General features: G+C 69.5%; 22 protein-coding genes. 7 read left to right on the top strand and 15 right to left on the bottom strand.

What is annotated here, in order from left to right:
* Positions 1 to 1,149, top strand: coding sequence for an alpha-hydroxy acid oxidase (locus SNE35_RS21880; RefSeq protein ID WP_320425135.1), 1,149 nt, complete (start codon positions 1 to 3; stop codon positions 1,147 to 1,149).
* Here SNE35_RS21880 and SNE35_RS21875 read toward each other — a convergent pair.
* The 8 genes from SNE35_RS21875 to SNE35_RS21840 form a co-directional block, all read right to left on the bottom strand.
* Positions 1,146 to 2,447 (bottom strand): MFS transporter, encoded by a 1,302-nt coding sequence (locus SNE35_RS21875; RefSeq protein WP_320425134.1) that lies wholly within the window; start codon positions 2,445 to 2,447, stop codon positions 1,146 to 1,148. The two genes, SNE35_RS21880 and SNE35_RS21875, sit on opposite strands and share 4 nt — an antisense overlap.
* Positions 2,444 to 3,181 carry a MerR family transcriptional regulator gene (locus tag SNE35_RS21870; RefSeq protein WP_320425133.1) on the bottom strand — a complete coding sequence of 246 codons (738 nt, stop codon included), beginning with the start codon at positions 3,179 to 3,181 and terminating at the stop codon, positions 2,444 to 2,446. Before SNE35_RS21870 ends, SNE35_RS21875 begins: the two co-directional genes overlap by 4 nt.
* Positions 3,182 to 3,249: 68 nt before the next feature.
* The gene (locus tag SNE35_RS21865) at positions 3,250 to 4,566 is read right to left on the bottom strand and encodes a serine hydrolase domain-containing protein (protein ID WP_320425132.1); all 1,317 of its coding nucleotides are present in this window, start codon (positions 4,564 to 4,566) and stop codon (positions 3,250 to 3,252) included.
* Positions 4,563 to 6,731: a S46 family peptidase gene (locus tag SNE35_RS21860; RefSeq protein WP_320425131.1), complete on the bottom strand. Its 2,169-nt coding sequence runs from the start codon at positions 6,729 to 6,731 to the stop codon at positions 4,563 to 4,565. The genes SNE35_RS21865 and SNE35_RS21860 overlap by 4 nt, the downstream gene beginning before the upstream one ends.
* Before the next feature lie 86 nt (positions 6,732 to 6,817).
* Entirely contained in the window at positions 6,818 to 8,098 is a 1,281-nt protein-coding gene (locus SNE35_RS21855) for a glutamate carboxypeptidase (protein ID WP_320425130.1), read from the bottom strand.
* A gap of 35 nt (positions 8,099 to 8,133) precedes the next feature.
* Positions 8,134 to 9,951, bottom strand: coding sequence for a prealbumin-like fold domain-containing protein (locus SNE35_RS21850; RefSeq protein ID WP_320425129.1), 1,818 nt, complete (start codon positions 9,949 to 9,951; stop codon positions 8,134 to 8,136).
* 5 nt (positions 9,952 to 9,956) lie between these two features.
* Positions 9,957 to 13,598, bottom strand: a complete 3,642-nt coding sequence (locus tag SNE35_RS21845; RefSeq protein ID WP_320425128.1) for an RHS repeat domain-containing protein — start codon at positions 13,596 to 13,598, stop codon at positions 9,957 to 9,959.
* Positions 13,595 to 16,225, bottom strand: coding sequence for a DUF7927 domain-containing protein (locus tag SNE35_RS21840; RefSeq protein WP_320425127.1), 2,631 nt, complete (start codon positions 16,223 to 16,225; stop codon positions 13,595 to 13,597). The genes SNE35_RS21845 and SNE35_RS21840 overlap by 4 nt, the downstream gene beginning before the upstream one ends.
* A gap of 279 nt (positions 16,226 to 16,504) precedes the next feature.
* Here SNE35_RS21840 and SNE35_RS21835 point away from each other — a divergent pair, with 279 nt between their 5' ends.
* From SNE35_RS21835 to SNE35_RS21820, 4 genes are all read left to right on the top strand, one after another.
* Complete coding sequence (locus SNE35_RS21835; protein ID WP_320425126.1) at positions 16,505 to 17,815, top strand: ROK family transcriptional regulator; 1,311 nt, start codon at positions 16,505 to 16,507, stop codon at positions 17,813 to 17,815.
* A 103-nt stretch (positions 17,816 to 17,918) separates the two neighbouring features.
* Positions 17,919 to 18,941, top strand: a complete 1,023-nt coding sequence (gene xylF / locus SNE35_RS21830) for a D-xylose ABC transporter substrate-binding protein (RefSeq protein ID WP_320425125.1) — start codon at positions 17,919 to 17,921, stop codon at positions 18,939 to 18,941.
* Positions 18,942 to 19,006: 65 nt separating this feature from the next.
* Positions 19,007 to 20,188, top strand: coding sequence for a sugar ABC transporter permease (locus SNE35_RS21825; protein WP_320425124.1), 1,182 nt, complete (start codon positions 19,007 to 19,009; stop codon positions 20,186 to 20,188).
* On the top strand, positions 20,185 to 20,946 hold the full coding sequence (locus SNE35_RS21820) for an ATP-binding cassette domain-containing protein (RefSeq protein WP_320425123.1): 762 nt from the start codon (positions 20,185 to 20,187) through the stop codon (positions 20,944 to 20,946). The genes SNE35_RS21825 and SNE35_RS21820 overlap by 4 nt, the downstream gene beginning before the upstream one ends.
* 19 nt (positions 20,947 to 20,965) lie before the next feature.
* Here the strand turns inward: SNE35_RS21820 and SNE35_RS21815 are convergent, their stop codons facing one another.
* The 4 genes from SNE35_RS21815 to SNE35_RS21800 all read right to left on the bottom strand — a co-directional run bounded on the left by SNE35_RS21815 (position 20,966) and on the right by SNE35_RS21800 (position 23,203).
* Positions 20,966 to 21,265, bottom strand: coding sequence for a hypothetical protein (locus tag SNE35_RS21815; protein ID WP_320425122.1), 300 nt, complete (start codon positions 21,263 to 21,265; stop codon positions 20,966 to 20,968).
* Between the two features lie 87 nt (positions 21,266 to 21,352).
* The gene (locus tag SNE35_RS21810) at positions 21,353 to 21,877 is read right to left on the bottom strand and encodes a deoxycytidylate deaminase (protein WP_320425121.1); all 525 of its coding nucleotides are present in this window, start codon (positions 21,875 to 21,877) and stop codon (positions 21,353 to 21,355) included.
* 19 nt (positions 21,878 to 21,896) lie between these two features.
* Positions 21,897 to 22,334: a ribonuclease HI gene (gene rnhA / locus SNE35_RS21805; protein ID WP_320425310.1), complete on the bottom strand. Its 438-nt coding sequence runs from the start codon at positions 22,332 to 22,334 to the stop codon at positions 21,897 to 21,899.
* A 50-nt stretch (positions 22,335 to 22,384) separates the two neighbouring features.
* Positions 22,385 to 23,203 carry a class I SAM-dependent methyltransferase gene (locus tag SNE35_RS21800; protein ID WP_320425120.1) on the bottom strand — a complete coding sequence of 273 codons (819 nt, stop codon included), beginning with the start codon at positions 23,201 to 23,203 and terminating at the stop codon, positions 22,385 to 22,387.
* 32 nt (positions 23,204 to 23,235) lie between these two features.
* On the opposite strand from SNE35_RS21800, the gene gloB reads away from it, so the two are divergent.
* Both gloB and SNE35_RS21790 read left to right on the top strand, forming a co-directional pair.
* Positions 23,236 to 24,018 carry a hydroxyacylglutathione hydrolase gene (gene gloB, locus SNE35_RS21795; protein WP_320425119.1) on the top strand — a complete coding sequence of 261 codons (783 nt, stop codon included), beginning with the start codon at positions 23,236 to 23,238 and terminating at the stop codon, positions 24,016 to 24,018.
* Complete coding sequence (locus tag SNE35_RS21790; RefSeq protein WP_320425118.1) at positions 24,015 to 25,652, top strand: transglycosylase SLT domain-containing protein; 1,638 nt, start codon at positions 24,015 to 24,017, stop codon at positions 25,650 to 25,652. The genes gloB and SNE35_RS21790 overlap by 4 nt, the downstream gene beginning before the upstream one ends.
* A 7-nt stretch (positions 25,653 to 25,659) precedes the next feature.
* Here the strand turns inward: SNE35_RS21790 and SNE35_RS21785 are convergent, their stop codons facing one another.
* The 3 genes from SNE35_RS21785 to SNE35_RS21775 are packed head-to-tail and all read right to left on the bottom strand — an operon-like array spanning position 25,660 to position 26,975.
* Positions 25,660 to 26,046, bottom strand: a complete 387-nt coding sequence (locus SNE35_RS21785; protein WP_320425117.1) for an MAPEG family protein — start codon at positions 26,044 to 26,046, stop codon at positions 25,660 to 25,662.
* 12 nt (positions 26,047 to 26,058) lie between these two features.
* Positions 26,059 to 26,649 carry a recombination mediator RecR gene (recR, locus tag SNE35_RS21780; RefSeq protein WP_320425309.1) on the bottom strand — a complete coding sequence of 197 codons (591 nt, stop codon included), beginning with the start codon at positions 26,647 to 26,649 and terminating at the stop codon, positions 26,059 to 26,061.
* Entirely contained in the window at positions 26,649 to 26,975 is a 327-nt protein-coding gene (locus SNE35_RS21775; RefSeq protein ID WP_320425116.1) for a YbaB/EbfC family nucleoid-associated protein, read from the bottom strand. Before SNE35_RS21775 ends, recR begins: the two co-directional genes overlap by 1 nt.
* Positions 26,976 to 26,997: the final 22 nt, after the last annotated feature.

The following is a 26,997-nucleotide window of genomic DNA, read 5'->3' as shown; positions in this document are numbered from 1 at the left end:
ATGCCCGTCATCACCTGCATCGAAGACCTGCGCGTCCTGGCCCAGAAGCGCGTGCCCCGGATGTTCTACGACTATGCCGACTCCGGCAGTTGGACCGAAGGCACCTACCGCGCCAACGAGGCCGACTTCCAGTCGATCAAGCTGCGCCAGCGCGTGGCCGTCAACATGGAGGGCCGCAGCACGGCCACCACGATGATCGGCCGCGAAGTCGCCATGCCCGTGGCCATCGCACCGACCGGCCTGACCGGCATGCAGCACGCCGACGGCGAGATCCTCGCCGCCCGCGCGGCCGAGAAGTTCGGCATCCCGTTCACCCTGTCGACGATGAGCATCTGCTCGATCGAGGACATCGCCGCGCACACGAAGGCGCCCTTCTGGTTCCAGCTCTACGTGATGCGCGACCGCGACTTCATCGAGCGCCTGATCGACCGCGCCAAGGCCGCCAAGTGCGGCGCGCTGGTGCTGACCCTGGACCTGCAGATCCTCGGCCAGCGCCACAAGGACATCAAGAACGGCCTGTCGGCACCGCCGAAGCCCACGCTGGCCAACCTGATCAACCTGGCGACGAAGCCGCGCTGGTGCCTGGGCATGCTGGGCACGAAGCGACGCCAGTTCGGCAACATCGTCGGCCACGTGAAGGGCATCGAGAACATGGGCTCGCTGTCCGAATGGACGGCCAAGCAGTTCGACCCGCAGCTGAGCTGGGCCGACGTCGAGTGGATCAAGAAGCGCTGGGGCGGCAAACTGATCATCAAGGGCATCATCGACGTCGAGGACGCGAAGCTCGCCGCCGATTCCGGCGCCGACGCGCTGATCGTCAGCAACCACGGCGGCCGCCAGCTCGACGGCGCCGAGTCCAGCATCCGCGCGCTGCCGGCCATCGTCGATGCGGTCGCCGGCCGCGGCATCGAGGTCCACATGGACGGCGGCATCCGCTCCGGCCAGGACGTGCTGAAAGCCTACGCGCTCGGCGCGCGCGGCACCTACATCGGCCGCTCGATGCTCTACGGCCTGGGTGCGATGGGCGAGGCCGGCGTGACGAAGGCGCTGGAGATCATCCACAAGGAGCTGGACATCACGATGGCCTTCTGCGGCCGCACGAAGATCACGGACGTCGACAAGACGATCCTGCTCCCCGGCACCTACTAAGCCTCACGAACCTGACGGATCGGCGTCATCACGGCGCCGATCACGACGATCAGGATCAGCGCGCCGCCGCTGGCGACGAACAGCGCCCCGGGGCTCAGCACCCGCAGGGCCGCACCGGCCAGTGCCGAGGCCAGCGGCGTCAGCCCCATCACGATGAACATGAACAGGCTCATCGTGCGGCCCAGCATGGCCGGCGGCACGCGCTTCTGCATCCAGCTGAAAACCGCAACGCGCACGAAGCCCAGCAGCAGCCCGAGCACCGCCAGCAAGGCCATCGCCAGCCACAGCGCATGCACGAGGCCCAGCGCCGCGAAGCCCAGGCCCGCCAGCGCATCGACCGCCAGCATCGTGGCGCCCAGCGTGCCCAGCCGCCAGTCGGACCGCAGGCCGGACAAGGTCATGCCCGCCAGCACGCCCGCACCGTTGGCCGCCAGCAGCAGGCCGAGCGCCGACGCATTGCCACCCAGCTCGGAATTCGCCAGCACTGGAAGCGCCACCGAGATCGGTCCGCCGGCGAAGAAGGCGATGGCCGCGAAGTACAGGCACACGGTGCGCAGCGGCACGTCGGCCCAGAACGCGCGGCAGGCTTCAGCGATGTCGGCCAGCACGCCCTTCGCCTTCGCCGCCGTCGTAGCTGCGACTGGCAGCGGCCGCAGGCTCAGCCGCGACACGGTCCAGGCGGAGAACGCGAAACTCACCGCATCGAAGCCGATCGCAAGCGCCAGACCGTGAGCGTCCGGCACCGCGTGCGAGGGCCCGTGCCCGAACAGCGCGATCAGGCCGCCGGCCAGCAGCGGCCCGGCCAGCGACACGATCTGCCCCGCACTCATCAGCACGGCATTGGCCGGCCGGATCAGCGCCGGCGGCAGGCAGCGCGGCAGCATCGCGCTACCCGCCGGGAAGCTGAAGGCCGTGACCAGGCCCAGCGCCAGCGCGAGGCCATGCACCATCCACATCGTCAGCGCGCCGCTCCACAGCAGGGCCGCCAGGCCGCCCAGCAGCAGGAACTGCGCGAGCTTGCCCACGACCAGCACGCGAGCCGGCGAATAGCGGTCGGCAATGGCGCCGCCGAACAGGATGAACACCGCCCGCGGCACGCTGATCAAGGCCAGCGTCACGCCCAGCGCCAGCGGGTCGCCGGTGAGTTGCAGCACCAGCCAGGGCAGCGCCACCAAGGTGAACTGGTCACCCAGCAGCGAGACAGCACCGCCGGCCAGCAGCCAGCGGAAGTTCGCGTCGGCCAACAGGGCCTGGCGTCCGTTTGCAGCCGCAGTGTCGATCGTCGTTGTGGTGCTCATGCTTGCTTCCCTTTCGCGGCAGCCACCGCGCGGTCCAGGAATTCCAGCAACTGGGTGGTAAAGCCCGAGCCCTTCAGCAGCTCCGGCTGGGCCGTGAACATCTCGCGGCCCTTGCGGCGCATCTCCTCGTCGTCGGGCATGCCGCGGGTCAGCTCGATCCAATCCAGGGCCAGCGGCCTCACCTCGGGGCCGGTCGGGTCGGCACCACGCTCCATCTGCTCGCGCATCGCCGGCAGCAGCCGCTCCATTTCAGCGCGGAAGCGCGCGACGCCCTCGTCGCCCATCGCGTCCTGCGCGGCCTTCATCCGCTGCAGCTCGTCCGCGCTGAACCAGCGCTCATAGCTGCGCCGCGCGGCCATCAGCTGCAGCAGGTAGTCGCTCAGTTCCGGCCCGCCGGCCGCGGCGCGCGTCTGCACGCGCTTCAGCATCGCCAGCAGGTTCTGCTGTCGCTTCAGCTCGGCTTCCGCCTGGGTGATCTGTTTCGCAAGCAGTTCGGCCAGCGGCGGGGCATCGGGGCCCAGCAGCGGGCCGATGTCCTTCAGCGCCACGCCCATCTGCTGGTAGGCCAGGATGCGGTGCAGCACCTGCACGTCGGCATCGGAATAGAGGCGGTAGCCGGCCTCGCTGCGGCCGGACGGGCTCAGCAGCCCCAGCTTCTCGTAGTGGTGCAGCGCGCGCACCGTGGTGCCGCTGCGCCTCGCCAGATCGCCGACCGTGTATTCATCGCCTCGCATGCCCGTCCTCCTTGTCGAGATCGGCATGATGAACCCTGACGCTGCGTCAGGGTCAAGCGGTCAATGCGTCAGACCTTTCGGTCGTCCAGCGCCCTCGTCCACAGGCGCTGGTGCACCTGCTCTTCCCAGGCCGGGTAGCTCGAATAGCGCCCGCGATTGGCGCCCGGATCGGCCGAGTGGCCTCCGATCACGTAGATCACCGCCGTCTGCGACACCGGCTCGAACATCAGCCCCGACTGCAGGCCGTAGGAGAAGCCGTGGTGGCCCCAGGCCGTCAGCCCGCCTTCCGCCAGCAACCGGTCGCCCCAGTGCGGCGCGCTGCGGTCGATGTAGTGCTGCAGGCCCGTACCCCAGGCCTGGAAGCGGCCGCCGAGGTTGTCGCCGTTCTTGGCTGCCTCGTCGAAGCGCCAGCGCTCGGACGTCATCGCCGCGATGCTGGCCTTGGACAGGAAAGTAGTGCTGTCGGCCAGCGTGCCGCCGGCGCAGAACATGGCCGCGATCGTGCCCAGGTCACGCACGCGCGTGCGCAGCCGGCCTTGCGGGCCGAACAGCGAGCCGTTGCTGCCGAGCAGGTAGCCGTCGAGGCCCGGCGTTGCCGTGGGCGGCTCGGCGTGGAAATCGTCCGCCTGCGCGACCCAGGGGCCGGTGGCGTTCCACTTCTCGCCCGCGCCCTGCTTGCGGTAGAGCGTGGCGACGTTGGCGAGCTGCTCCGGCGGCAGCTGCGTGGCTTCGTAGCCGCCCTGCATGGCCAGCGGTGCCAGCACCTGCTGCTGCATGAAGACGTCGAAGCGCATCCCGCTGGCGCGCTCCAGCAGCCCGGCCAGGAAGCCGTAACCAAGATTGCTGTACTGGAAGAAGCTGCCCGGCTTCACGTCGGCCCAGCAGCGCTCGCGCGTGGCCAGGAAATGCTGCATCGTCTCGCCGGCCGGCACGAAGAGCCCGCCCTCGTCGGTGAGCGAGCTGGTGTGCGTGAGGAACATGCGCGCCGTCAGCGGCTGGTCCGGGAAACGCGGATTGCGCAGCCGGTAGCCGAGCACGTCGCTCACGTCGGCATCGAGATCCAGCCGGCCCGCATCCACCAGCCGCATCGCGCCCACACCCAGCACCAGCTTGCTGAGCGAGGCGACGCGGAACAGCGTGTCGGCGGTGATCGGCAGATCCTTCTGCCCCGAGCCGGCGGGCGCGATCCAGCGACGGCCGAACTGCGCCTCGTAGACGCTGCGGCCGCGGTGCTGCACCAGCACCGACAGGCCCGAGAGCGGTTGCAGCGGATCGTCGACCAGGGCCTTCAGTTCCTGGCCCAGTTCGATCGCGCGCTGGCCCGGCGCACAGCCGGTGGCCAGCAGCGCCGCGCCGATCGAAAGAAAGGCGCGCCGATCGATCACTTGGCGTTCATCTCGTTGAGCAGGCGGTCGGCATGGTCGACGAACTTCATCGTCCACAGCATGTAGCGCGAGTCCAGCACGATGCTGCGGATCATCTGGTCGTTGTAATCCCAGCTCGCGATCACGCCGTCCAGCGTGCCGTCGAACAGCAGGCCCACCAGTTCGGCGTTCTTGTTCAACACCGGCGAGCCGGAGTTGCCACCGGTGGTGTCCAAGGTGGCCAGGAAGTTGACCGGCACCGAGTTCAGTTCCTTGACGCCGTAGCTGCCGAAGTCACCCGCGTGGATGGCCTTCAGCTCGGCCTCGGGCGCGTCGAACTCGCCCTCGCCAGTGGCCTTGGCGGTGATTCCGCGCAGCGTCGTGAAGGGCTGCCAGGTCTCGCCGTCGCGGCCCGGCGTACGGCCCGTGACCTTGCCGAAGGAGACGCGCAGCGTGCTGTTCGCGTCGGCATAGACCGCCTGGCCCTGGCTGCCCTTGAAGTCGATCAGCGCCTGCATCGTGCCGGCATAGGCCTGCTGCAGACGGCCGGCGAGTTCCTTGTCGCGGTCTTCGCGGCGATGGTCGTCGGCGTAGAGCGCGACGGCGGCGGCGATGAAGCTGTCCTTGCTCGTCTCGAAGCCCTGCACCGGGCGCGCCGCCCACTCCAGCCGTGTAGCGAGCACGTTCAGCTGGCTGCCGGCGTAGAGCGCGTCCAGGCGCGCCTTGATCGCCGCCTCGTCCATGCCGGGCTGCACGCCCAGGGCGGCCAGCAGGGGCTTGTTCAGCTGCGCGGCCGGCAGGGTCAGGTATTGCGCGAGGAAGTGCGCGCTGATGGCCTTGTCGGTAGCTTCGTCATAGCGGCGGTCCAGCGCCTCCAGCGCCTGGCGCTGGCGCAGCATGTCGCGTTCCTGGAAGCCAGACTTGCGCTCGGCGTCCGGCAGCACGCGCTGGTGCGCCGTCTCCAGCAGGTTGCGGGCCGTGCCCAGCAAGGTCGGCGTCGCGAAGCGCAGCAGGAACTCGGACTTGGCCGTCGCCTGCTGCTCGGCCACCAGGCGGTCGACCGCCTCGAAGTCCGCGCCGTACTGCGCGCGGCGCTTGGCATCGGCCATCACCCAGGCCTTCAGCTCGGCGAAGGCCTGCTGCTTGCGCGCCAGGATGTCGCTGCCGCGGTAGCTGGCGTCCTGGCCCTGGAAGTTCTTCATCGTGTTGTTGAGGCCCTTGACCATATTGGCCATGCGGATCTCCGCGTCCGGGCGGCCGGCCGTGGCCTTGCCGATGAGGTCAAGCTCCTCGCCGTAGGCCTTGATGATGGCGGGCTGGAACCAGCCGAGGTTGAAGTCCACCTCGGCCGGCAGGCGCAGGCGGTTCGTGCGGCCGGGGTAGCCGGCGACCATCACGAAGTCCTGGTCCTTCAGCGGCGAGCTGGCGAGCTTCAGCCAGGACTTCGGCGTGTAGGGCTTGTTGTTCGGGCTGTAGTCGGCCGGCTTGCCGTCGGCACCGACGTAGGCGCGGTAGTAGCCGAAATCGCCGGTGTGGCGCGGCCACATCCAGTTGTCGGTGTCGCCGCCGAAGTTGCCGATTCCGCCGGCCGGCGCGTAGACCAGGCGCACGTCACGGACTTCCATCTGCTTGATCAGCTGGAACTGCAGGCCGCCGTAGAAGCTGTAGACGTTGCAGCGGAAGCCGGCTTCCTTCTCGCAGGCGGCCACCAGGGCCTTCTCGTTCTTCTCGATCGCATCGGTGCGGGCCTTGCCCACCAGCTTGGCGGTGGCCGTGTCGATGATGCGGCCAGTGACGTCGCTGGCGTCCACCGTGACAAGGATGCGCGTGCCCGGCGCGGCCGGCAGCTCCTCGCCGAGGCTCGGCGCAAGGAAGCCGTTCTTCATCAAGTCGCGCTCGGGCTTGGAGTTGAACTGCAGGCTGCCATAGACGCAGTGGTGGTTGCTCACCACCAGGCCTTGCGGCGACACGAAGGACGCGGTGCAGCCGCCCAGCGAGACGACGGCGTTCATCGGGAACTCGGTCAGCTGCGCGAGCTTCGCCGGTTCCAGGCCCAGGCCCGCGGCCTTCAGTTCCTTGGCGATCGTCGGGAGTTGCTTGGGCATCCACATGCCTTCGGTGGCATGGGCGTACGCGAAGGCGAGGGACAGTGCAAGGGTCGTTGCGGCCGGGATCAGGCGTTTCATCGGGGGCGAACCAGCAGGGGCGAAATTTGCGAAGGCGCGACGATACACCAGCACCCATGGCCCCTGCCGTCAGTCACCCCGGGTTTCTACCGCGTGCCGCCGGCCTCCGAAACGGCCTGGATCACCCGCGCCGCCAGGTACAGCCGCGGCACGATCGAGCTCTGCAGCACGTACTCCGGCGCCGAGCCGTGGGCCCCCGCACCGCGCAGGCCGAAGCGTTCGATCACCGGCCCCTTGGCCTTCACGCCGGCAAAGCCCGCGTCGGTGCCGCCGCCCTCGGCCTCGTCGTCCACGTTCAGCAGCAGGCCGAGCTCGTCCAGGTAAATTTTCTTTGCGACGTCGCCCAGCGCACGCGAGGCCGCCGTGGCCTCCAGCGGCGGGCGGCGGCGCTCGAACTTCAGGGTCACCTGAGCCTCGGGCAGCAGGTGGAACTGGATGCGCTCCTGCATGGTCTTTTCGAGCGACAGGTAGTCGCGCACCCGCAGCGCGCGGATGTCGGCCTCGGCCGTCGCGAGCGGCGGCACCATATTGCGCACCACCCCGGCCTTGGCCATGGTCCAGTTCAGGCGCAGGCCGATGGCCGGGTCGGTCAGGTCGCGCATCTGCAGCACCTGGTGCGCCATCTCGTAGAGCGCGTTGACGCCGTCCTGCGGCGCGCCGCCGGCATGCTCGGCACGACCGTAGACGGTCATCATCACCGAGGCGATGCCCGCGGTGGCGAGCGACAGCTTGTCGTTCGACGCGCCCGAACCCTCGAAGGACATCACCGCATCGGCCTCCTGGGCCGATGCGGTGATGATGTCGCGCGAGGCTGGCGAGGAGATCTCCTCGTCGCCGTTGAACAGCACGGTGATCTCGCCATAGCCGCGCCAGTCCACCGCCTTCAGCATCGCCAGCACGTGCAGCACCACGGCCAGGCCCTGCTTGTCGTCGGCGATGGCCAGGCCGTAGACCTTGTCGTCCTTGACGGCGAAGGGCTGGCTCGCCCCGGTGCCCTTCGGATAGACCGTGTCCATGTGCGCCAGCAGCAGCAGCTTCTTCGTACCGGTGCCGCGGAACACGCCCTTCACCACCCGGCCGGGCTCGGCCGGCGTATCTTCCATCCGGTAGACCTCGCCGGTGGGCAGGATCTCGACCTCGCCGCCCAGCGCGCGCAAGCGTGCGGCCAGCAGGTCGGCCATCTGCGCCAGACCCTCGGTGTTGCGGCTGTCGCTCTCGATCGCGCAGAACTGCTCCAGGCTGCCGATCAGCCGGGGCTGCTCGCGCTGTGCGGCCTCCATCAGATCCTGCCGCGGCGTCTGGCCGAAAGCACACGGTGACAGGGCCAGCAACAACAAGGCGGCGAGCGGGAACTTGACGATAGGCATCGGCGGATTATCAGCACCGCCGGCAACGGGTCCTGTCAGCGCGCGGGCACGGCCGTCACCTTGCACAGCAGCGTGATGGTCACGCTGCCGCCCACCGGCATCGAGGTGAGGCTCACGCCGCTGCCCAGCAGGCTCGCCACCGGCACCGTCGGTGCACCGCAGGCGGCGCCGCCGGTGCCGGTGCAGGTGGCCGTGGTGGCGGGCGCCGTGCAATCGAGGCCGGGGCCGGGCGTGTCGCGCAGCAGCGCGCCGTTGGCGGGGTCCGGCCCCAGGTTGTCGGCCACGATGCTGAAGCTCAGGATCTCGCCGGTGCGCGCGCCGGCCGGCGTCACCGTCTTGCGCACGCGCAGGTCGGCGGCGGGGCGCACGCTGTTGCTGAAGGTGCAGGTGATGTCGTCGCCGGCTGCGGGCGTCAGGTTGAAACTCGTGCCGCTGCCGCTGGGCGCTTGCCCGCCGGCCAGCGCATTACTGCAGCTCCAGCTGCTCGCGTAGTCGGGCAGGTTGGCGCCGGCCGCGCCGGCTTCGGTGAAGGTGTAGCTGCTGCCCACGGCGGCCGTTGCCAGCACCACGCTGCCGGTGAGCGCAACGCCGGCGCCGGCGGTGGTCACGGCCGGCGGCGCATTGGGGCCGGTGAGGCTCAGGCTGAACTGATCGGCCGGATTGCGGCGGCCATAGGGCAGCGTCTTCTGCAGGCGCAGTGCCGCATGGCCTGTGTTGGCGAAGCTGCAGCCCACGCCCGTGTCGGCGGGCATCGTGAAGCTGCCGTTGTCACCGGTGCCGCTGGCGATGACCGTGTTGTTGTCCAGGCGCCGGCAGGACCAGGCGAGCGTGTAGCTGGCCGCGGCGCCGCGCGTGAAGGTCTCGCGGATCGTGACGAGCTGGTTCGGCAGGCCATTGGCGCCGGCCGGGGTGCTGGCGACGGGGGCCGTGGAGCCGCCGGCCACGACGGTCTCCGCGCCCGCGCCGGCGATGGTCAGGCCCACCGCGTCGGCCGCCGTTGCGTTGGTCCAGTTGGCGTCCAGCGTGATCGGCAGTTTGGGCCGGTTGGCCGAGCCGATGCCCAGGGCCATGGTGTCGAAGGCCAGGCCATTCACCGTGAGCACCACGCGATCGAAGGTGGTGTTGTTGGTGTCGATGAACACCAGCGTGTCGGGGAAGTTGTAGTCGCTGAAGTCGGACTGCACGGATGCGGAGGGGTAGTGCTCCAAGCGATAAGTGCCCGAGGCCGCGTCCCAGCTCCAGTTGGCGGGCGTGACGGCCGGCAGGTAGGGGTCCACCACGTTCACGGTCCAGCTGCTGGTGTCCACCGGCACGCCTTTGTTGAAGGCGGTGAAGCGGTAGACGGCCGGGCCGTCGAAGTACTGCGAGCGGTCGTCGGAGGACTCCGCGGTGCCGGGATCGAACAGCGTGAGGATGGTGTGGTTGGGCGCGCTGACGGTGCCGTCGAAGCGGAAATCGATGACGGTGGTGGAGAAGGTGCCGCCCGGCACATCGTTGGGCGCGCGGCCCAACTCGCCCTCGGAGCCGAACTGTTTGATGCCCGATGCACCACCCAGCGACAGCGCATAAGGGCTGTTGTCGTATTCCCCCGCTCCCGGAACGAAGGCCCGGATGGTGGCCAACTGGCTTTCGGCCAGCACGTAGTGCACGCCGGCGCCGGTGCGCGTGATGTCCACCCGGCCGCTGATGGAGGCACCGCCAGGCGCCCACAGCCAGGTCAAGGTGCGGGTCTGGCCGTCGTTGGTGAGGCCCGGGGCGCCGCCGGCCAGGTCCACCCAGGAAGTGGTCTGCGCTGCGGCCAGCGCCGGCAGCAGGGCCAGGGTCGCGAGGAGCTTGCGAGTCATGTCGTGCATGGTGTTCAGTAGCTTCCCACCAGGTTGACGTACCAGCCGCGGTAGCGGTAGCCCAGGCGGGTCAGGTCGTCACTGAAGTCGGTGAAGTTGTAGCCCACGCCCAGGCGCAGGTTTTGGGTGATGTCGCGGTCGATGCCGGCCAGCCAGCCCTGGCGCGTGCCGCCCGCCTTGGCATCGAGCCAGCGGTATTCGGCCAGGCCATGCCATTGCCGGGGCAAGGTGTAGCGGGCCTGCAGTGCGGCGAAGCGTGTGCCGGAATCGAACCAGGCGCCGGTGCCGCGGCCGGCGCGCGCGCTGCCTTCGCGCACGGCCAGCTTGGCGGCGAATTCCCACTGGCGGTCGCGCTTATAGATGCCGTCGAAGGCGACGATGTTGGAGCGCTGGTCGTAGCTGGTACTCGCTGTGTCGCCCACCTGCCCGGCGGAGGCCAGGTCGTAGAGGTAGGTGTAGCGGCCCAGCAGCGCGTAGCGTGCATCGTCGTGCGGCCGCCAGGCGAAGCCCGCGCCGGCCTCGACGTACTTGGCGTCGGCCGTAGCGTCGATCTCGTCGCGCGTCTGCGAGTAGTTGTAGCGTGCGGAGACGCGCCAGTCCTCGTCGAGCTTGTGGTCCACGCGGTTGGTGCTGACCCATTGGCGGCGGCGTTCGGCACCGCTGTCCTCGCGCCATTCGAGCCGGCTGGCCCACTCGGCGGTGGCCGAGGTGTGGCCGGCGCTGAGGCTCACGGCGCGCCGGTGCACGGTGCCGGCGGCGGCTTCGAGGTCGCCCTTCTGCAAGCTGAAGCCGGTGTTCCAGCCCGGCACCGGGTAGAAGTCCATGCCAAAGGTGTGGACCAGGCCCGTGCCATCGGGCTCCTTCAAGAACTGGCTCTCGTTGTAGAGGTTGCTGCGCTCGCCCAGGCGCCAGCGCTGGCCCAGGGTCCAGCCGCTCTGCAGCCGGCTGTTGAACAGCGAGTCGTACTCGCTGGTGTCGGTGGTGTGCGTGACGGTGCCGTACAAGGTGTGGTCGGGGCCGAGGCGGTATTCGCCGGTGACTTGCGCGGCGTCGCCGCGGTCACCGTGGGTGACTTCCGCGCCCAGCTGCGACTGGTTCTCGAAGCGGTAGCGCGCGCCCAGCGTGGCGGCGTCGTTGGCGGGGTAGCGACCCTCGTCATCGTCCAGCGTCTTCTGGGCCACGCCGTAGAGCTCCAGCCGCGGCGTGATGCGGCGCGTGTACTTGAGCGCACCGAGCGTGCCGTCCACCGGGCCGGCTGCGCTGTCCTGGGTGATGCGGCGCAGCTCGGCGGTCACCGTGTCCTCGCCGGTGGGGCGCCATTGCGCGGTGAAGCGGGTCTGGTCGAGCTGCTCGGTACCTTGCGTGGTGCGGCTCGTCTGGGCCAGTACCTCCAGCGTGTCGCCGACCTGGCCGCGCACTTCGGCGCCGACCTCGCGCCGCCCCATGCCGTAGTCCTCGTTGGCGGCCGAGAAGCCGGCGTCCACGCGGCGCCACCAGCCGCCCACCGTCCAGTTGCGCTCGGTCCAGCCCAGTTCCTGCAGGCTGGCTTCGCCTTCCACCAAGGTGGCATGGCCGGCGCGCAGGCCGACGTCGGTGCCGCGCTGCGTGAAGCTCAGGCCGCCGTTGGTGGACTCGAACACCGGCGAGCCGGTGGAGCGGCTGGCGCTGCGCTCCACCCGCAGCGAGGTGCCGCGCCCGGCCTGCAAGGTCACGTCCACGCCCTTGAGCGTGTAGTCCTCGCCGGAGCGGCCCTCGTCCACGTAGGTGGCGCCGACGGCCAGGTGGTCGTTCACCCATTGCTTACCGCGCAGGCCGGTGGTCATGTTGCCAGCGTCGTAGGCGGTGGGAATCCACTCGTAGTCCACGATCAGGTGCTGCTCCAGCCCGGCCAGCGGCGTGTCGCGGGTGATGCCTTGCAGGCCGTCGTCCACCAGCTGAAGCAGCGGGCGCAGCAGCAGGATGCGGCCCTGCAGTTCGCTCAATTCGTAGTCGGTGCCGCGCACCAGCGTGACCCGGTTCTCGACACGGCCGGTGCTGCGGTTGCGCTGCTCCACGATCACTGTTTCCGAGCCCTGCACGATGTTGGTATGGCGCAGGTAGTAAAGGCTGCCGCCGGTACCGAGGAACTCGCTGTGGCCGGGCGCCGTCTGCGCCTCGGACGCGAAGGCACGCACTTGCGTGGTGGCCTCGCCCCAGGGGTTGGTGTCGGTGGAGCGCCACTTGAGGGCCGCGCCGTACAGCCCGCGCAGGTACTGCCCGTAGGCCGTGCCGGTGAAGCCGGTCTGGTAGTTGCCCCACAGCGCCTGGTTCTTGTCCCAGTCCACGCGCAGGTAGGCACGGCCTTGGGTGTCGACGTCACGCACGGTGGTGGAGTCGTCGCCGTAGGTGGGGTAGTAGAGGTTGGGATCGAGCTGGCGGAACAGGTCCTGCGGGTCGGCCCGGGTGAAGCCGGTGAACAACTCGCGCAGCGGGCGGTCCTGCGTGTCGGCACTGGCGGTGATCAGGTACTTGCCGTCCACCTTGGTCTTGCCATAGAAGGCCAGCCGGCCGTTGCTCAGCACGCTGCCCTCGCGCCCGGCCAGTGCCAGCTCGCTGCCGGGGCCTGTGGCGTGGTTCTGGAACACCGTGAGGTCGGCCATGGCCACGCCGAAGAAGTACTTGCCGGTGACGTCCACCTCCAGCACCTGGTGCAGCGGCGCCTGGCCCGGCGCCGACACGGCGACGTCGAAGCGATGCATGCCCATCGGCGTGAGGAACTCGGCGACGAACTTGTGCTGCAGGTCGGTCGGGTAACTCTGGCCATTGATCTCCAGCGCGGCGCCGTCTGGCAGGTTGCGGCCCTGAATGCGGATACGCGAGCCGTAGAGCGGGATGTTCTGCTGCCGCAGGTCGTTGCTGGTGAACACGCTGTCCACCAGGCGCTGGGCCTGCGCCTGCTGCAGGCTAAGCGGCGCGCCCAGGCTGCGCTCGGCGGCGGCGCGCTGCTCGCTGTCGCTGCGCTCCACGTCTTCGGGGCGGGCAAGCAGCAGGTTCTTGGGCAGGGTCTCGTCGACGGCGCCATCAGCACCGTAAGCGCGCAGCACGTAGACCAGCGCATCGCCCGCACGCAGCGGGAAGCGCGAGGCCGGCGTGCCGCTCCATTCGACGCGGCCCACGGCCGCCACCGGCATGGGCAACACGGCCAGCGGCTCGGTGTAGGCGGTGTCGCTGGCGCGGTAGATCGTCAGTTCGAAACGCTGCACGAAACCCGGGTAGTTGCTGCGCAGGTAGAACAGCAACGGCTGCGTGAGCCGGCCGTTCTCGAAGGCCGCCTGGGCCGGGCCGGAGACGCTCAGCTCGGGCTGGCCCAGCGCCGGGTCCTCGGTGGCCCAGACGAGGCCACCATTGGGCAGCAGCAGCGACAGGCCGGCGCCAGCCGCGGTGCGGCCGGCGGGGGCCAGCGGCGGGGCCTGCTGCAGCTGGAACAGCAACTGGCCGTCGGCGGTGCTGCAGCCCTGGGCCTCGCAGCCCGGTGTAGGGCCGGCCGGCGCGGCCATCGGGGCGCGATTCCCGGGGGCCCGCGGCGTGGCAGACTGGGGCGAGGCTTGCGAGGGCAACTGAGCAAACACCTCCGCCGCCAGCGAGAACAGGGCACAGCCCAGCAGGTAGCGCTTCATGGCGCGACCTCCAGGCGACCCCGCACGGCGGCGGGCAATTCGGCGGCGAGGGCCGCGTACACGGCGCGCGCACGCGCCATGGCCAGATCCGCGGGCGTGCCACCGGGGTCCTGCGCGATCTCGACGCGGCCTCCGCCGTCCTGCGCCAGTTGCTGGGCCAGCGCGTGCAGCAGGGGCGCAGCCGATGGCCGCAGCGCCGCCTGGCCCGGCTCGAAGCACATTGCGCCCAGCACCACGCCGCCCTGCACCAGCGCGGCCAGCGGCGGGCCCTCGCCCGCCGGGCGCAGCACCACGCGCACCGCACGCGCCGCGGCCGGCTGCAGGCGCGGCAGCAGCGCGGTGCGCAGGGTGTGCGCGCGTGCCAGACCCAGGCCGGCTTCGTCATCGCGCACGGGCAGCAACAGCTCGCCGCCACCGCCTTGGGCCTGCAGCCGCGCGGCCAGCTCGTTCAGCACGGCGGCATGTGCCGGATTCAAGGTGGCCTGACCCGCTTCGAACAACGCCTCGCCGAGCAGGATGCCGGCCGGCACCGGCGCGCTGCCCTCGCGCCGCAGCGGCAGCCTCACACCGAAGTCGAAGCGCACCGGCACGCCCGGCGTGATGCGGCGCACCAGCGGGCTGGGCGTGCTGAACTCGGCGTCGGCCGGCAGGGTGGCCGGATCGACCTTGAGCACGAAGTTGCGGCCGAAGGCCTGCGTGCCGCCATCGATGCCCAGCAGGTGGTAGCGGCCGTAGGCGTCCGTCTCCATCAGCAGGCCCTCGGCGGAGGCGATGCGCACGCCGGGGATGCCGCGCTCGTCGATGCCGAGGTTGCGCAGCACGTAGTCCACCACGTAGCCGCCCTCGCCCACCGCAACGCGGCGCTCCACGCTGGGCAGCGCGCCGTCGAGACCCTTGGCCGCGTCGCCCTCGCGCTCCAGCCGGGTGATGCCGGCGGCATCCATCAGCAAGCTCACGCCCTGGGCGCTACGGAGCGAGAAGCCGTCGCGGAAGTCCAGTGCGCGCAGGCGCTGGCGCAGCACGAGCTGGTGGTTCCGCGGCGCATCGGCCTCGGACTCGCGGCCGGCGATGCGGCCCAGCGCCAGGCCCTTCAGCAGCGGTGCGCCGTCGTCGGGCAAAGCCACGAAGCCCTGGCCGCGATCGATCTCGGTGGAGCCGGCGATATAGGCCTCGGCCGCAAAACCGCCCTGCACGCGCACGCCGCTGAGGCCGGCCGGGGCCTGCCAGCCGTCGCCGTCGCGGTCGTCGAACACGGTCCCGAGGATCAGCGATTCGTCCAGCAGCGGGTCGGCCACGATCGAGACCTGCGCCGTCGCCACGTTGGAGATCGGCCAGCCGCGCCGGTCCACCGCCTGCGCCTGGTTGGTGTAGACACCCTGGCGCACGCCGGCGCCCACGCGCAGCAGGTAGCTGATCACCGCCTCCTGGCCCGTGGCGATGTCGATGCCGCCGATCTGCAGCGGCGTCTGCGCGCTGCCCAGCGTGAAGGCACCGTCGCGGTCGGCCACGGTCATCGAGCCGGCCACGTAGTTGAAGCCCTGCGGCGGCGTGTCGAGGATGCTGCCGTTCACGATGTCGACGGCGCCCGCGTTGGCCACGCGCAGCGTGTAGCGCACGAGGTCGCCGATGTGGGCCTCGCGCACGGCCACGCTCTTGACCAGGCGCATTGCCGTGGGTTGCTCCAGCGGCGTGGTGACGATGCAGCGCGCGCCGCAGATCGTGCTATCGATATCGCCGCCGTCGATGCGGTTGACGATCGCGGCCAGCCCGGCCGGCGGCGAATCGGCGATGCGGAAGCGCACGGCCACGCTCGCGACGCCGTTGGCCGGCACCTGGGCCACCAGCAACGGCACGGCTGCCGGACCCACGACAGGGCTGCTAAAGCCGGATGCGCCGTCCACGCCCACCAGCGTGGCGCCGGCCGGCACGTTCTCGTTGAAGCGGTAATTGGCCGCCGGCGCGGCGTCGCCGTTGGTCAGCGTGATCGTGTAGCCCAGGGTCTCGGCGAACTCGGCCAGCCCGCTCTGCGTGCCGCTCTCGCTGCTCAGGCGCTTGGCCACCACCACGCCGCCCAGCGGATGGGTGGTGCTGCAGCTGCCGGCCGTGCAGCCGGGCGCGCTGACCACGTTGCTGACCTTGCCGCTGGCGCCGTCGGTCACCGTCGCCGTGTAGCGCACGGCATAGGCGCCCACCGGTGCGCCGGCAGGCAGGGTGAAGCTGCGCGTGCTGCCGCTGCCTCCGGCCACGAAGGGCCCGGCGCTGACGACGCCGCCGAAGGCCAAGCCCGTGCCGAGCTGGTCCTGCAGCACGATGGGCGCCGTGGTCGGCGCATTGGCCACGGTGATCGTCAGCGTGTAGGTGATGGTCTGGCCCGCCTGCACCGAGGTACCGCTGGCCGGCTCGGCGCTCTTGGTGACCGCATCGACCCACAGCGGCGCCGAGGTGCTGCTGCTGTTGTTGCCGCCGCAATCGGCCGGGCCGGGCAGACCGCAGTCGGGATCGTGGACGCCAGCGGGCGGCGTGATGCTGGCGCTGTTGGTCACCGTGTCCGGCGTCTGCGCGGGCACGGCCAGGCTCCACCCGCCCAGGGCCAGGCAGACGCCCAGGCGGCGCAGCCATCTCAGCAAAATGAAGCTCCGCTGCCGTCGGTGCAAGCGGTAATGCGAGTCGTCATCCCCAGCACTCCCCTGACTTTCTTTTCACCTCTTTGCCTGAACAAAATCTAAGGGAAACGGAAGTCGAGGATTAGGGATTTGTGGCTCAAGGTCCGTGCTTTAGGCGGCCGCACCACATCACGTCCCTCGCATTGGCTTCAGCCACTTCTGCGGGAAACCACCTAAAGACAAATATTTCGCTGAAATAGAATGGCGCGAAATTATTTCAACAAGACTCGGAGACAAACGCGCATGACGCGTCTGAGTTCACGCCACATTTCGCAGCTGCACCTGTACCAGGTGCTGCATGCCGTTCGCCGCAACGGCGCGGCCATGTCGCGCGCGGAGATCGGCGAATCGACCGGACTGAGCCAGCCCGCGGTGTCCTCGCTGACACGGCGGCTGCTGGAGAGCGGCGCCCTGGTCGAGGTCGGCGCCCGCCCCTCGGCCGGCGGCGGCCGGCGTGAGCGCGAGCTGGCGCTGAACTCCGACTTCGTCTGGGTCGTCGGCGTCAACATCTCGCTGTTCCGCATCACCGTGACCTTGACCGACTTCGCCGGCAGCGTGCGCGGCACGCGCAGCGCGCCGCTGGCCACGCCGATGGCCAAGGCCGCGCTGGTCAAGCGCGTCGTCAAGGAGGTGCGCGCCTGCCTGGCCGAGCACGGCGGCACCGGCGTCGCGCTGGCCGGCGTGGGCGTCGCCCTGCCCGGCTTTGTCGATTCGATGGGCGACCTGGTGCACTGGTCGGCCGTGTTCTCGGCCGGCAGCAAGAAGACGCACCGCGTCACCGGCCTGGCCGCCGCTCTCTCGAAGGAGCTGGAGGTGCCGGTCTTCATCGAGAACGAGGCCAAGATCCGCGCGCTGGCCGAGCAGTGGTTCGGCCGCGCCGCCCGGCTGACCGATGCCGCGGCGATCACGCTGGACCAGGGCCTGGGCGTGGGCCTGATCATCAACGGCGAGCTGTACCGCGGCCGCGCAGGCCTGGCCGGGGAAATGGGCCATGTGCAGATCGTCGCCGACGGGCGCCAGTGCCACTGCGGCAAGCGCGGCTGCCTGGAGGCCTACGTGGCGCACTACGCGGTCGTCGAGCAGGGCCAGGAGGCCGGACTGCTGCCGGCCGGCACCTTGCTGCCGCAGGACATCGAGGCCACCTACGGCCAGCTCGCCGACACCGCGCGCCGCCCCGGCGCCGCCGGCACCAAGGCGCGCGCGATCTTCGAGCGCCAGGGCCGCCTGCTGGGCACCTGGATCGGCAATGTGGTGAACCTGCTGGCGCTGCAGCTGGTGATCGTGGACGGCGGCCGGCAACTGGCGATCGAGCTGCTGGAAGGCCCGCTGCGCACCGCGCTGGACGAAGCGATGGTGATGCCGCACCGCGGCCGCGTGCCCGTGCTGATCGACCACGAGGGCGGCGAGGCCTGGGCGCGCGGCGCGGCCTCGCTGGTGCTGCAGCGGCTGGACGAATCGGCCCAGGTGGTCAGCGTCACCTCGCGCCACGGCTTCGACGAAGACCTGCATCCCACCGAGACGAAGAACCCTGCGGCGAGACGGGCCGCGGCTTGAGCTGTTCCCCGCGCGGCGGCCACCGCTCTGGCCGTCGATGTAGTTGGTTTTCCCTGCTGTACCGATTCGTGTTGTTCAAAACCCATCCCAGGAGACAAGAAGCATGAAGTTCGTTCACAAGATCCTCGCCGCCTCGCTCATCGGTGGCTTCGCATCGCTGGCCGCGGCGCAGACCGTCGGCGTCAGCTGGTCCAACTTCCAGGAAGAACGCTGGAAGACCGACGAGGCCGCGATCAAGGCCGAGCTGGCCAAGCTCGGCGCCAGCTACATCAGCGCGGACGCCGGCGGCTCGCCGGAGAAGCAGCTGGCCGACGTCGACGGCCTGATCGCCAAGGGCGCCAAGGCGCTGATCATCCTGGCGATGGACAAGGACGCGATCCTGCCCGCGCTCGCCAAGGCCAAGGCCAAGAACCTGCCGGTGGTGGCCTATGACCGCCTGATCGAGGCACCCGGCGTCTTCTACATCACCTTCGACAACAAGGAAGTCGGCCGCGAGCAGGCGCGCGGCGTGTTCAAGGTCAAGCAGAAGGGCAACTTCGTCTTCATCAAGGGCTCGCCGACGGACCCGAACGCCAACTTCCTGCGCGACGGCCAGGGCGAGGTGCTGGCCGCGGCCATCAAGAGCGGCGACATCAAGGTCGTCGGCGAGGAATACACCGACGGCTGGAAGCCCGAAGTGGCGCAGAAGAACATGGAGCAGATCCTGACCAAGAACGGCGGCAAGGTCGACGCGGTCGTGGCCTCCAACGACGGCACCGCCGGCGGCGTGATCGCCGCGCTGTCCGCCAAGGGCATCAAGGGCGTGCCGGTTTCCGGCCAGGACGGCGACCACGCCGCACTGAACCGCATCGCGCTGGGCTCGCAGACGGTCTCGGTCTGGAAGGATGCGCGCGAGCTCGGCAAGGAAGCCGCCGCCGCTGCCGTGGCACTGGCCAAGGGCCAGAAGGTGCCGGGCACGGTGACCTGGGCCGACGGCGAGAAGAAGGTGCCGCTGCAGTCCAAGTTCCTGAAGCCGGTGTCCATCACCAAGGACAACCTCGACGTCGTCATCAAGGCCGGCTGGATTTCGAAGGACGAGGCGTGCAAGGGCGTGGACAAGGCGACCGCGCCGGCCGCCTGCAAGTAAACGACTGAACAACAGGTGAAGGGGCGGGCCGGGTGCCGGCCCGCCCCGCTCCCTGTCTTCAATCCATGAACTCCAAACTCCAAATCTCCGCGCTGGACCTGCGGCTGTCGCTGATGGCCGCCGTGCTGGTGGTGATGGCCGTGGTCTTCCACGCCGCCACCGGCACCTTCCTGACGCCGGAGAACCTCTACAACATCGCGCAGCAGACGGCCGTCGTCGGCATCGTCGCCACGGCGATCACGCTGGTGATCGTGGCGCGGCAGATCGACCTGTCGGTCGGCTCGGTGCTGGGCGCCGTGGGCGTGCTGATCGCCTGGCTGATGTACTCGAAGAACTGGGGCTGGATCTCCGCATCGCTCGCCGGGCTGGCGATGGCACTGGCGATCGGGCTCTACCAGGGCTGGCTGACCGCCGTGCTGGGCGTGCCCTCCTTCGTCGTAACGCTCGGCGGGCTGATGTCCTTCCGCGGCGCGGCCTTCCTCGTGGCCGACGGCAAGACGCAGCCGATCACCGACGAAACCTTCCTTGCGCTGGGCGGCGGACTGGACGGAGCGCTTGGGCCTCGCCTGAGCTGGGCGCTGGGCATCGTGCTGGTGGCGCTGCTGGTGTGGAGCAGCCTCGCCCGCCGCGCGCGCAAGCGCAAGCACGGCTTCCCGCTGCGGCCGCTGGCCTTCGACCTGGCGCTGACGGCGGGCTTCTCGATCCTCGTGCTCGGCTTCGTCGGCGTGATGAACGCCTACCGGCTGGAGAGCAAGCCCGAGGCGCAGGGCGTGCCGATCCCGGTGCTGATCTGGGGCGTCGTCGTGTTCGGCATCAGCTTCATCGCCCGGCGCACCCGCTTTGGCCGCTACGTGTTCGCGATCGGCGGCAATCCGGAAGCGGCGCAACTGGTGGGCATCCCAGTCAAGCGCGTGACGATCAAGCTCTTCATGCTGCTGGCGGTGATGATCACCGTGGCAGCCATCGTCGCCGTGGCGCGGCTGAACGCCGGCACCAACTCGCTGGGCACCGGCATGGAGCTGTACGTGATCGCCGCGGCGGTGATCGGCGGCGTGGCGCTGTCGGGAGGCAGCGGCACGGTGCTGGGCTCGGTGCTGGGCGCGCTGATGATCCAGTTCCTGGACAGCGGCATGCTGCTGATGGACGTCAGCATCGGCAGCCGCTACGTGATCATCGGCCAGGTGCTGATCGTGGCCGTCGCTTTCGACGTGCTGTACCGCCGCTGGACCGGAGAAAGAATCGCATGACGGCGCTGGTAGAAATCCGGAACGTGCACAAGGCCTTCGGCGGCGTGCACGCGGTAGAGAACGTGAGCCTGCAGCTGCATCCCGGCGAGGTCGTCGCCGTGCTGGGCCACAACGGTGCGGGCAAGTCCACGCTGATGAAGATGCTGGCGGGCGCCTACCCGATCGACAGCGGCGAGATCCTGGTGAGCGGCCAGGCGGCGAAGATCGCCTCCCCGTCCGATTCGCAGGCGCTGGGCATCGAGACGATCTACCAGACCCTGGCGCTGGCCGACAACCTCGACGCGGTGCAGAACCTGTTCCTCGGCCGCGAGCTGCTGACCCGCTTCGGCCTGCTCGACGACGATGCGATGGAGCAGGCGGCACGCGAGACCTTCCACCGGCTGAACCCGAACTTCAAGAACATCCGCGTGCCGGTGCGCGCGCTGTCGGGCGGGCAGCGTCAGGTCGTCGCGATCTCGCGCGCGCTGTACTTCAAGGCGCGCGTGCTGATCATGGACGAACCCTGCGCGGCGCTCGGCCCCGAGGAGACGCGGATGGTGCACGAGCTGGTGCGGCGCCTGAAGAGCGAAGGCGTCGGCATTTTCCTGATCACGCACGACATGCCGGACGTGTTCGGCCTGTCGGACCGGCTCAGCGTGATGAAGAACGGCAAGGTCGTCGGCACCTACCGCACGGCCGACGTGACCGAGGACGAGGTGCTGGCGATGATCATCGGCGGCAAGCCGGTGGCGCGGGTGGCGCAGTGGGCACCCGCGTGAAAGCGGCGACCGACGAGGATCAGTGGATCAGGCCGATCCACTCACCCGCGTCCTGGTAGTCCGCGAACACATCGATCGCGAACTGGCGCAGCGTCTCGCTGTCGGAACCGAAGCCGGCGGCCAGCCGCTCGTAGGCATAGGCACGGTCGTAGACCATGCGGGTCGGTTCCAGATCGAGGCCGGCGGCGAACATCAGCGCGTGCAGGCGCTGCAGCCGTGATGCATCCACGGGTGCCACGATCGGCGATTCCAGGAACAGCGGCGCGGCCAGCAGGGGCTCGCGGTGTTCGGCGGAATTCTGGTGCAGCGTGATGATCATGATGGGCCTCGACTTCGAGACCCGATGATGTTCGCCGCGGCGAAAACTTAAATCCAAATAAGGCGGGATTTCACCCGCTTATTCGGCTCAAGTCTCCGGCGTGTCGCGCACGAAGCCGTTGAGCTTGTCACACCAACGGGCCGCCGCGGCTTCCAGTTCGTCCAGCGACAGCACCTCGATCTGCGCGTCGACCAGCATCTTGTCCGAGGCCTGGTTGTTCGCCACCTGGTGCGACTTCTTCTCCAGGAACACGACTCGCTTGATGCCGACCTGGATGATCGACTGCACGCAGCGCGGGCAGGGGTATTGCGTCGTGTAGATCGTGCTGCCGTTGAGCGGCAGCACCACGCAGTTCAGGATCGCGTTGACCTCGGCGTGGACGATGTAGCTGTGGCGCGAGTTGGCAGGGTCCGCGTCGTCATCGCTCCAGTAGGACGGATCATCGTCGTCGCAGCCGCGCGGCAGGCCGTTGTAGCCGACACCGAGGATCTTGTTGTCCGCGCTGGCGATGCAGGCGCCGTTGCGCTTGCGCGCGTCCTTCGAGCGGGCCGCAGCCAGCAGGGCCACGCCCATGAACATCGAATGCCAGTGGATCAGCGGATGGTTCTGCATGCCGAAAGTCTACGGCCGATCAGCGCCCGACCGAGGCCACGCCCTGGTTCGCGAGTCGGTCCGCCCGCTCGTTGCCCGGGTCGCCGGCATGGCCCTTCACCCAGCGCCAGTCGACGCGATGCAGGCGCGCCAGCGCGTCGAGCCGCTGCCACAAGTCGGCGTTCTTCACCGGCTTGCCGTCGGCCGTCTTCCAGCCGCGGCGCTGCCAGCCGGACAGCCACTCGGTCATGCCCTTGCGAACGTACTCGCTGTCGGTGTAGATGACGACCTGGCAGGTGCGCTTCAGCGAGGCCAGGGCCTCGATCGGCGCGGTCAGCTCCATCCGGTTGTTGGTCGTGTTCGGCTCGCCGCCGAACATCTCCTTCTCGTGCCCGCCGGCCGAGAGCCAGGCGCCCCAGCCGCCGGGCCCCGGGTTGCCCTTGCAGGCACCGTCGGTGTAGATGGTGACCTGCGGAATGGCGATCGCGGGCTTGGCGGCGGGTGGTGCGGACGGGACTGCTGAGGTGCTCATGGCTTCTTGTTGTGGGAACGACGTTGATGCAAGGCCACTGCCGGAGCGGCCTTCGGTTTGAGTTGCTTCTGCTGGCGGGCCAGTCCGATCAGACGCATGCCGTGCACGCGCTTGACCGCGACGATGAAGTACACCGCGCCCAGCACCGGCCACCAGCGCTGGCCGATGCGCTCGATCCAGCGCCAGCGCGCCAGCCATTTCTCGGAGCGCAGCGGCGGTGCGTAGACGCCGAAACGCGCGCCCTCGACCTCGAAGCTCAGCAACCGCAGCCAGTCGCGCAGCCGCCAGTAGCCGATGCGCTCGCGGGTGGGGGACAAGCGCGGCAGGTACGGGTGCCGGGTCTTGCCCCGCAGCCGGCCGAGATTCTGCCTGAGGCCCCAGAAGCTGGCCGGATTCATGCCGAGGATCACGACGCGACCCTCGGGCCGCAGCACGCGCTCGACCTCTCGCAAGGTCTGGTGCGGGTCGCGCGCCAGCTCCAGCGCGTGGGGCAGTACGACCAGGTCCAGCGAGGCGGCCTCGAAGGGCAGTTCGTCGAATTCGCAGTGCAGTGCGACGATGGCTTTCGGCGCGTCGGGGCGGTCCTCGCACGCCTCTTCGCCGGCGCCAGGCGCGCAATCGAGCGCCAGCCAGCGGTGCGGCATGCGGTTGGCATCGAGCCCCGACAGCTGGGGCAGGCCCAGTTGCAGCGCATGGAAGCCGAACAGGTCGGCCACCGCGCCATCGAGCTGCGCTTGCTCCCAGGCCAGCAGATAGCGTCCCGGCGGGGTCTCCAGCCAGGCAGCCAACTCTATAATCGAAGCTTCGCGTGTCATGGAACTCGCTGCATAGCCAACACCACTGCCGCATGAACCTGAACGCAGTCGCCGCCTTTGCCGACAACTACATCTGGATGCTTCACGACGGCAGCGATGCCGTCGTCGTCGATCCGGGTGATGCGGCCCCGGTGATCGAAGCGCTCAGCGCACGGCGGCTGCGCCTTGCCGGCATTCTAGTGACGCACCACCACGGCGATCACGTCGGCGGCCTCGAAGGCCTGCGTCCGCTACTGCAGGGCCCGGTCTACGGCCCGGCCCACGAGACCATCCCCGGACCCTGCATCCCCTGCATTGCCGGCGATACCGTCGAGCTGCTGGGCTTGAAGTTCCGCGTGCTGGACGTGCCCGGCCACACGGCCGGCCATATCGCGTATTACGCGGAGCCGGCGGGCGAGGCGCCGCTGCTGTTCTGCGGCGACACGCTGTTCTCGGCCGGCTGCGGGCGCTTGTTCGAAGGCACGGCCGAGCAGATGCACGACTCGCTGCAGCAGTTCGCCGCGCTGCCGGGCGACACCCGCGTCTGCTGCGCCCACGAGTACACGATGTCGAACCTGCGCTTCGCGCGCGCCGTCGAGCCCGGCAACGCCGCGCTGCGCGATCACGAAGTCCACTGCATCGCCCTGCGCGAACGCGGCGAGCCGACGCTGCCGTCGACGATCGCGCTGGAGCGCGACATCAACCCCTTCCTGCGCTGCAGCGAGCCCACCGTCCTGGCCGCCGCCCGCGCCCATGCCACCCCCGCAGCGATGCCTGACGAACACCCCGCCACGGTGCTCGCCACGCTGCGCCAATGGAAGAACGAATTCCGATGACGATCCATCACCGCTGGAGCGCCCTGCTCCTTGCCTCGCTGCTGGCCGCCTGCGCCACTCAGCCGCCCGCCTCTCCCGCTTCCTCAGACGCCTCCCCCGCTCCCGCGGGCACGGCGCAAGTCCCGCCCCCCACGCCCGTCGCCGCCGCCTCGTCCGCGCCCGTGCTGCCGCCGATGCCGGCACCGACGCTCGCGACCGAAGCCGCCGCTTCCGCCCTGCTGGAAGACACGCTGCGCCCCGGCGTCAAGGTCGACCTGTCCGACACCGCGATCGAGAACGCCGACCTCTGGGCCCGCCTGCGCGCCGGCTTCGCGATGCCCGAGCTGGACAACGACGGCGTGCGCAAGGCCGAGGCCTGGTACAGCTCGCGGCCCGACTACGTGCAGCGCATGACCGAGCGCGGCAGCCGCTACCTGTTCCACATCGTCGAGGAAGTGGAGAAGCGCGGCATGCCCACCGAGATGGCCCTGCTGCCCTTCATCGAGAGCGCCTACAACCCGCAGGCCCAGTCCACCGCCAAGGCCTCGGGCATGTGGCAGTTCGTGCCGGCCACCGGCCGCGACTTCGCGCTGAAGCAGAACATCTTCCGCGACGACCGCCGCGACGTGCTCGCCTCCACCCGCGCCGCGCTGGACTACCTGAACCGCCTGCACGACATGTTCGGCGACTGGCAACTCGCGCTGGCCGCCTACAACTGGGGCCAGGGCAATGTGCAGAAGTCGATCGCGCGCAACCAGAAGCGCGGCCTGCCGACCGACTACGACAGCATCCAGATGCCGGACGAGACGCGCTACTACCTGCCCAAGCTGCAGGCGGTGAAGAACATCGTGATGACGCCGGAAGCCTTCGGCCTGACGCTGCCCTCGCTGTCCAACCACCCGTACTTCCTCAGCGTCGCGATCGAGCGAGACATGGACGTGGACGTCGCCGCCCGGCTGGCCGGCCTCGGCACCGACGAGTTCAAGCAGTTCAACCCGCAGATGAACAAGCCGGTGATCCTGGCCGCGGGTACCGAGCGCGTGCTGCTGCCCTTTGACAACGCCAGCGCCTTCGCGCTGAACCTGGCCGCCCACCGCGGCCCGCTGGCGACCTGGACCGCCTGGGTCGTGCCGCGCACGATGAAGCCGGCCGAGGCAGCCAAGCAGGTCGGCATGAACGAGGACGCGCTGCGCGAGGTCAACCACATCCCGCCGAAGATGCTCGTCAAGAAGGGCTCGACCTTGCTGGTGCCGCGCGCCGCGCACCGCCAGGAGGACGTGTCCGAACTGCTGGCCGAGAACGCCAGCATGACCCTGGCGCCGGACGTGCCGCCGCTGCGCCGCGTGTCGTGGCGCGCCGGCAAGGGCGAGACGGTGGCCGCGGTGGCGCGGCGCTACCGCGTCAGCACAGCGCAGGTCGCGCAGTGGAACAAGCTGGGCCCGCGGGCGACGAGCTTCAAGACGGGCCAGACGGTGATTGTCTACACGGCCACGCCGGCCACACCGGCTGTGGCACCGCAGCGCGTGGCCGCGAAGACGGTGGCAGCACCAGCCGGCAAGCAGCCGCAACGCCTGGTCAAGACCAAGTCCGCTCGCGGCGGCCACACGGTGACCAGCGCCTCGGCCAAGCCCTCGACGAGCGTGGCGCGGCGCTGAGCGTCGCTCAGAAGAACATCGCCACGCAGCAGAGCAGGCCGAGGAACCAGACCAGCGAGCGCAACATGCCCTGGTTGGCGATGTACAGGGCGATGTAGACCAGGCGCAGGGCGATGAAGGCCATCGCCAGTGTGTCTGTCCGCCCCTGCGGTGCTTGCGCCTGCTGAGCCACCAGCACGGCCGCGATGAACAGCGGCAGCGCCTCGAAGCTGTTGGCTTGCGCCGCATTGGCACGGGCGCGCCAGCCGGTCAGCTGCGACAGGTAGGCACGCGGCTCGCGGTTGTCATAGCCGCCGGGACGGTCGATCTTCCCCAGGCCCTTAGCCTTGGCGATGCCCGCGCAGGCGATCGGCAGCGCGCAGGCCACGAGGATGCAGATATTCGCGATGGTCATGCAGGCGATCCCTCAACGTCGATCGGAAAGGGCATGGGCGATCGTGCCCAGGTCCACATACTCCAGCTCGCTGCCGACCGGCACGCCGCGCGCGAGGCGCGTGGCCTTGATACCGCGCGAGCGCAAGGCCTCGGCGAGCACGTGGGCCGTGGCCTCGCCCTCGGCGGTGAAGCTGCTGGCGAGGATCACCTCCTCGACCTCCGTCTGCGCCGCGCGTGCCAGCAGTTCTTCCGCGCCGATCTCGCGCGCGCCGATGCCGTCCAGCGGGCTCAGCCGGCCCAGCAGCACGAAGTAGTAGCCGCGGTAGGAGCCGGTGCGCTCCAGCGCGGCCTGGTCCGCCGGCGTCTCGACCACGCACAGCAGCCGCGCATCACGCGCGCCGTCCGAGCAGATCAGGCACAGCTCGGTCTCGCTGAAGGTGTGGCAGCGCTGGCAGTGGCCGATCGACTCGGTCGCCGTGCTCAGCGCCTTCGCCATCTGGCGCGCGCCCTCCCGGTCGTGCTGCAGCAGGTGATAGGCCATGCGCTGGGCCGATTTCTGGCCCACGCCGGGGAGGCGCTTCAGCGCCTCGATCAAGTTCTCTAAAGCCGAGGCGGCCAAGATCAGAACGGGAACTTCATGCCGGGAGGCATGGGCATGCCGGCGGTCAGTTTGCCCATCTTTTCGCTGCTGACCTGCTCGGCGCGGCGCACCGCATCGTTGAACGCGGCGGCCACCAGGTCTTCCAGCATGTCCTTGTCGTCGGCCAGCAGGCTCGGATCGATGGTGACGCGCTTGACGTCGTTCTTGCAGGTCATGGTGACCTTCACGAGACCGGCGCCGGACTGGCCCTCGACCTCGATCGTGGCGAGCTCTTCCTGCGCCTTCTTCAGGTTGTCCTGCATCGCTTGAGCCTGCTTCATCAGGCCGGCGAGTTGACCCTTCATCATTTGACGTACTCCTTGGAATAAC

The organism is Roseateles agri (genome assembly GCF_034043675.1).
GTDB lineage: Bacteria > Pseudomonadota > Gammaproteobacteria > Burkholderiales > Burkholderiaceae_C > KK5.
The sequence above is the reverse complement of the archived record's forward strand: the minus strand, read 5'-3'. Positions and strand labels throughout refer to the sequence as shown.

What these genes read in the sequence shown, in the direction of transcription:
- SNE35_RS21875 (WP_320425134.1), bottom strand. Translation starts at nt 2,447, where the DNA reads ATGAGCACCACAACGACGATCGACACTGCGGCTGCAAACGGACGCCAG.
- xylF (WP_320425125.1), top strand. Translation starts at nt 17,919, where the DNA reads ATGAAGTTCGTTCACAAGATCCTCGCCGCCTCGCTCATCGGTGGCTTC.
- gloB (WP_320425119.1), top strand. Translation starts at nt 23,236, where the DNA reads ATGAACCTGAACGCAGTCGCCGCCTTTGCCGACAACTACATCTGGATG.
- SNE35_RS21850 (WP_320425129.1), bottom strand. Translation starts at nt 9,951, where the DNA reads ATGCACGACATGACTCGCAAGCTCCTCGCGACCCTGGCCCTGCTGCCG.
- SNE35_RS21855 (WP_320425130.1), bottom strand. Translation starts at nt 8,098, where the DNA reads ATGCCTATCGTCAAGTTCCCGCTCGCCGCCTTGTTGTTGCTGGCCCTG.
- SNE35_RS21790 (WP_320425118.1), top strand. Translation starts at nt 24,015, where the DNA reads ATGACGATCCATCACCGCTGGAGCGCCCTGCTCCTTGCCTCGCTGCTG.
- SNE35_RS21825 (WP_320425124.1), top strand. Translation starts at nt 19,007, where the DNA reads ATGAACTCCAAACTCCAAATCTCCGCGCTGGACCTGCGGCTGTCGCTG.
- SNE35_RS21835 (WP_320425126.1), top strand. Translation starts at nt 16,505, where the DNA reads ATGACGCGTCTGAGTTCACGCCACATTTCGCAGCTGCACCTGTACCAG.
- SNE35_RS21870 (WP_320425133.1), bottom strand. Translation starts at nt 3,181, where the DNA reads ATGCGAGGCGATGAATACACGGTCGGCGATCTGGCGAGGCGCAGCGGC.
- SNE35_RS21815 (WP_320425122.1), bottom strand. Translation starts at nt 21,265, where the DNA reads ATGATCATCACGCTGCACCAGAATTCCGCCGAACACCGCGAGCCCCTG.
- SNE35_RS21775 (WP_320425116.1), bottom strand. Translation starts at nt 26,975, where the DNA reads ATGATGAAGGGTCAACTCGCCGGCCTGATGAAGCAGGCTCAAGCGATG.
- SNE35_RS21845 (WP_320425128.1), bottom strand. Translation starts at nt 13,598, where the DNA reads ATGAAGCGCTACCTGCTGGGCTGTGCCCTGTTCTCGCTGGCGGCGGAG.
- SNE35_RS21810 (WP_320425121.1), bottom strand. Translation starts at nt 21,877, where the DNA reads ATGCAGAACCATCCGCTGATCCACTGGCATTCGATGTTCATGGGCGTG.
- SNE35_RS21800 (WP_320425120.1), bottom strand. Translation starts at nt 23,203, where the DNA reads ATGACACGCGAAGCTTCGATTATAGAGTTGGCTGCCTGGCTGGAGACC.
- SNE35_RS21880 (WP_320425135.1), top strand. Translation starts at nt 1, where the DNA reads ATGCCCGTCATCACCTGCATCGAAGACCTGCGCGTCCTGGCCCAGAAG.
- SNE35_RS21860 (WP_320425131.1), bottom strand. Translation starts at nt 6,731, where the DNA reads ATGAAACGCCTGATCCCGGCCGCAACGACCCTTGCACTGTCCCTCGCC.
- SNE35_RS21785 (WP_320425117.1), bottom strand. Translation starts at nt 26,046, where the DNA reads ATGACCATCGCGAATATCTGCATCCTCGTGGCCTGCGCGCTGCCGATC.
- SNE35_RS21820 (WP_320425123.1), top strand. Translation starts at nt 20,185, where the DNA reads ATGACGGCGCTGGTAGAAATCCGGAACGTGCACAAGGCCTTCGGCGGC.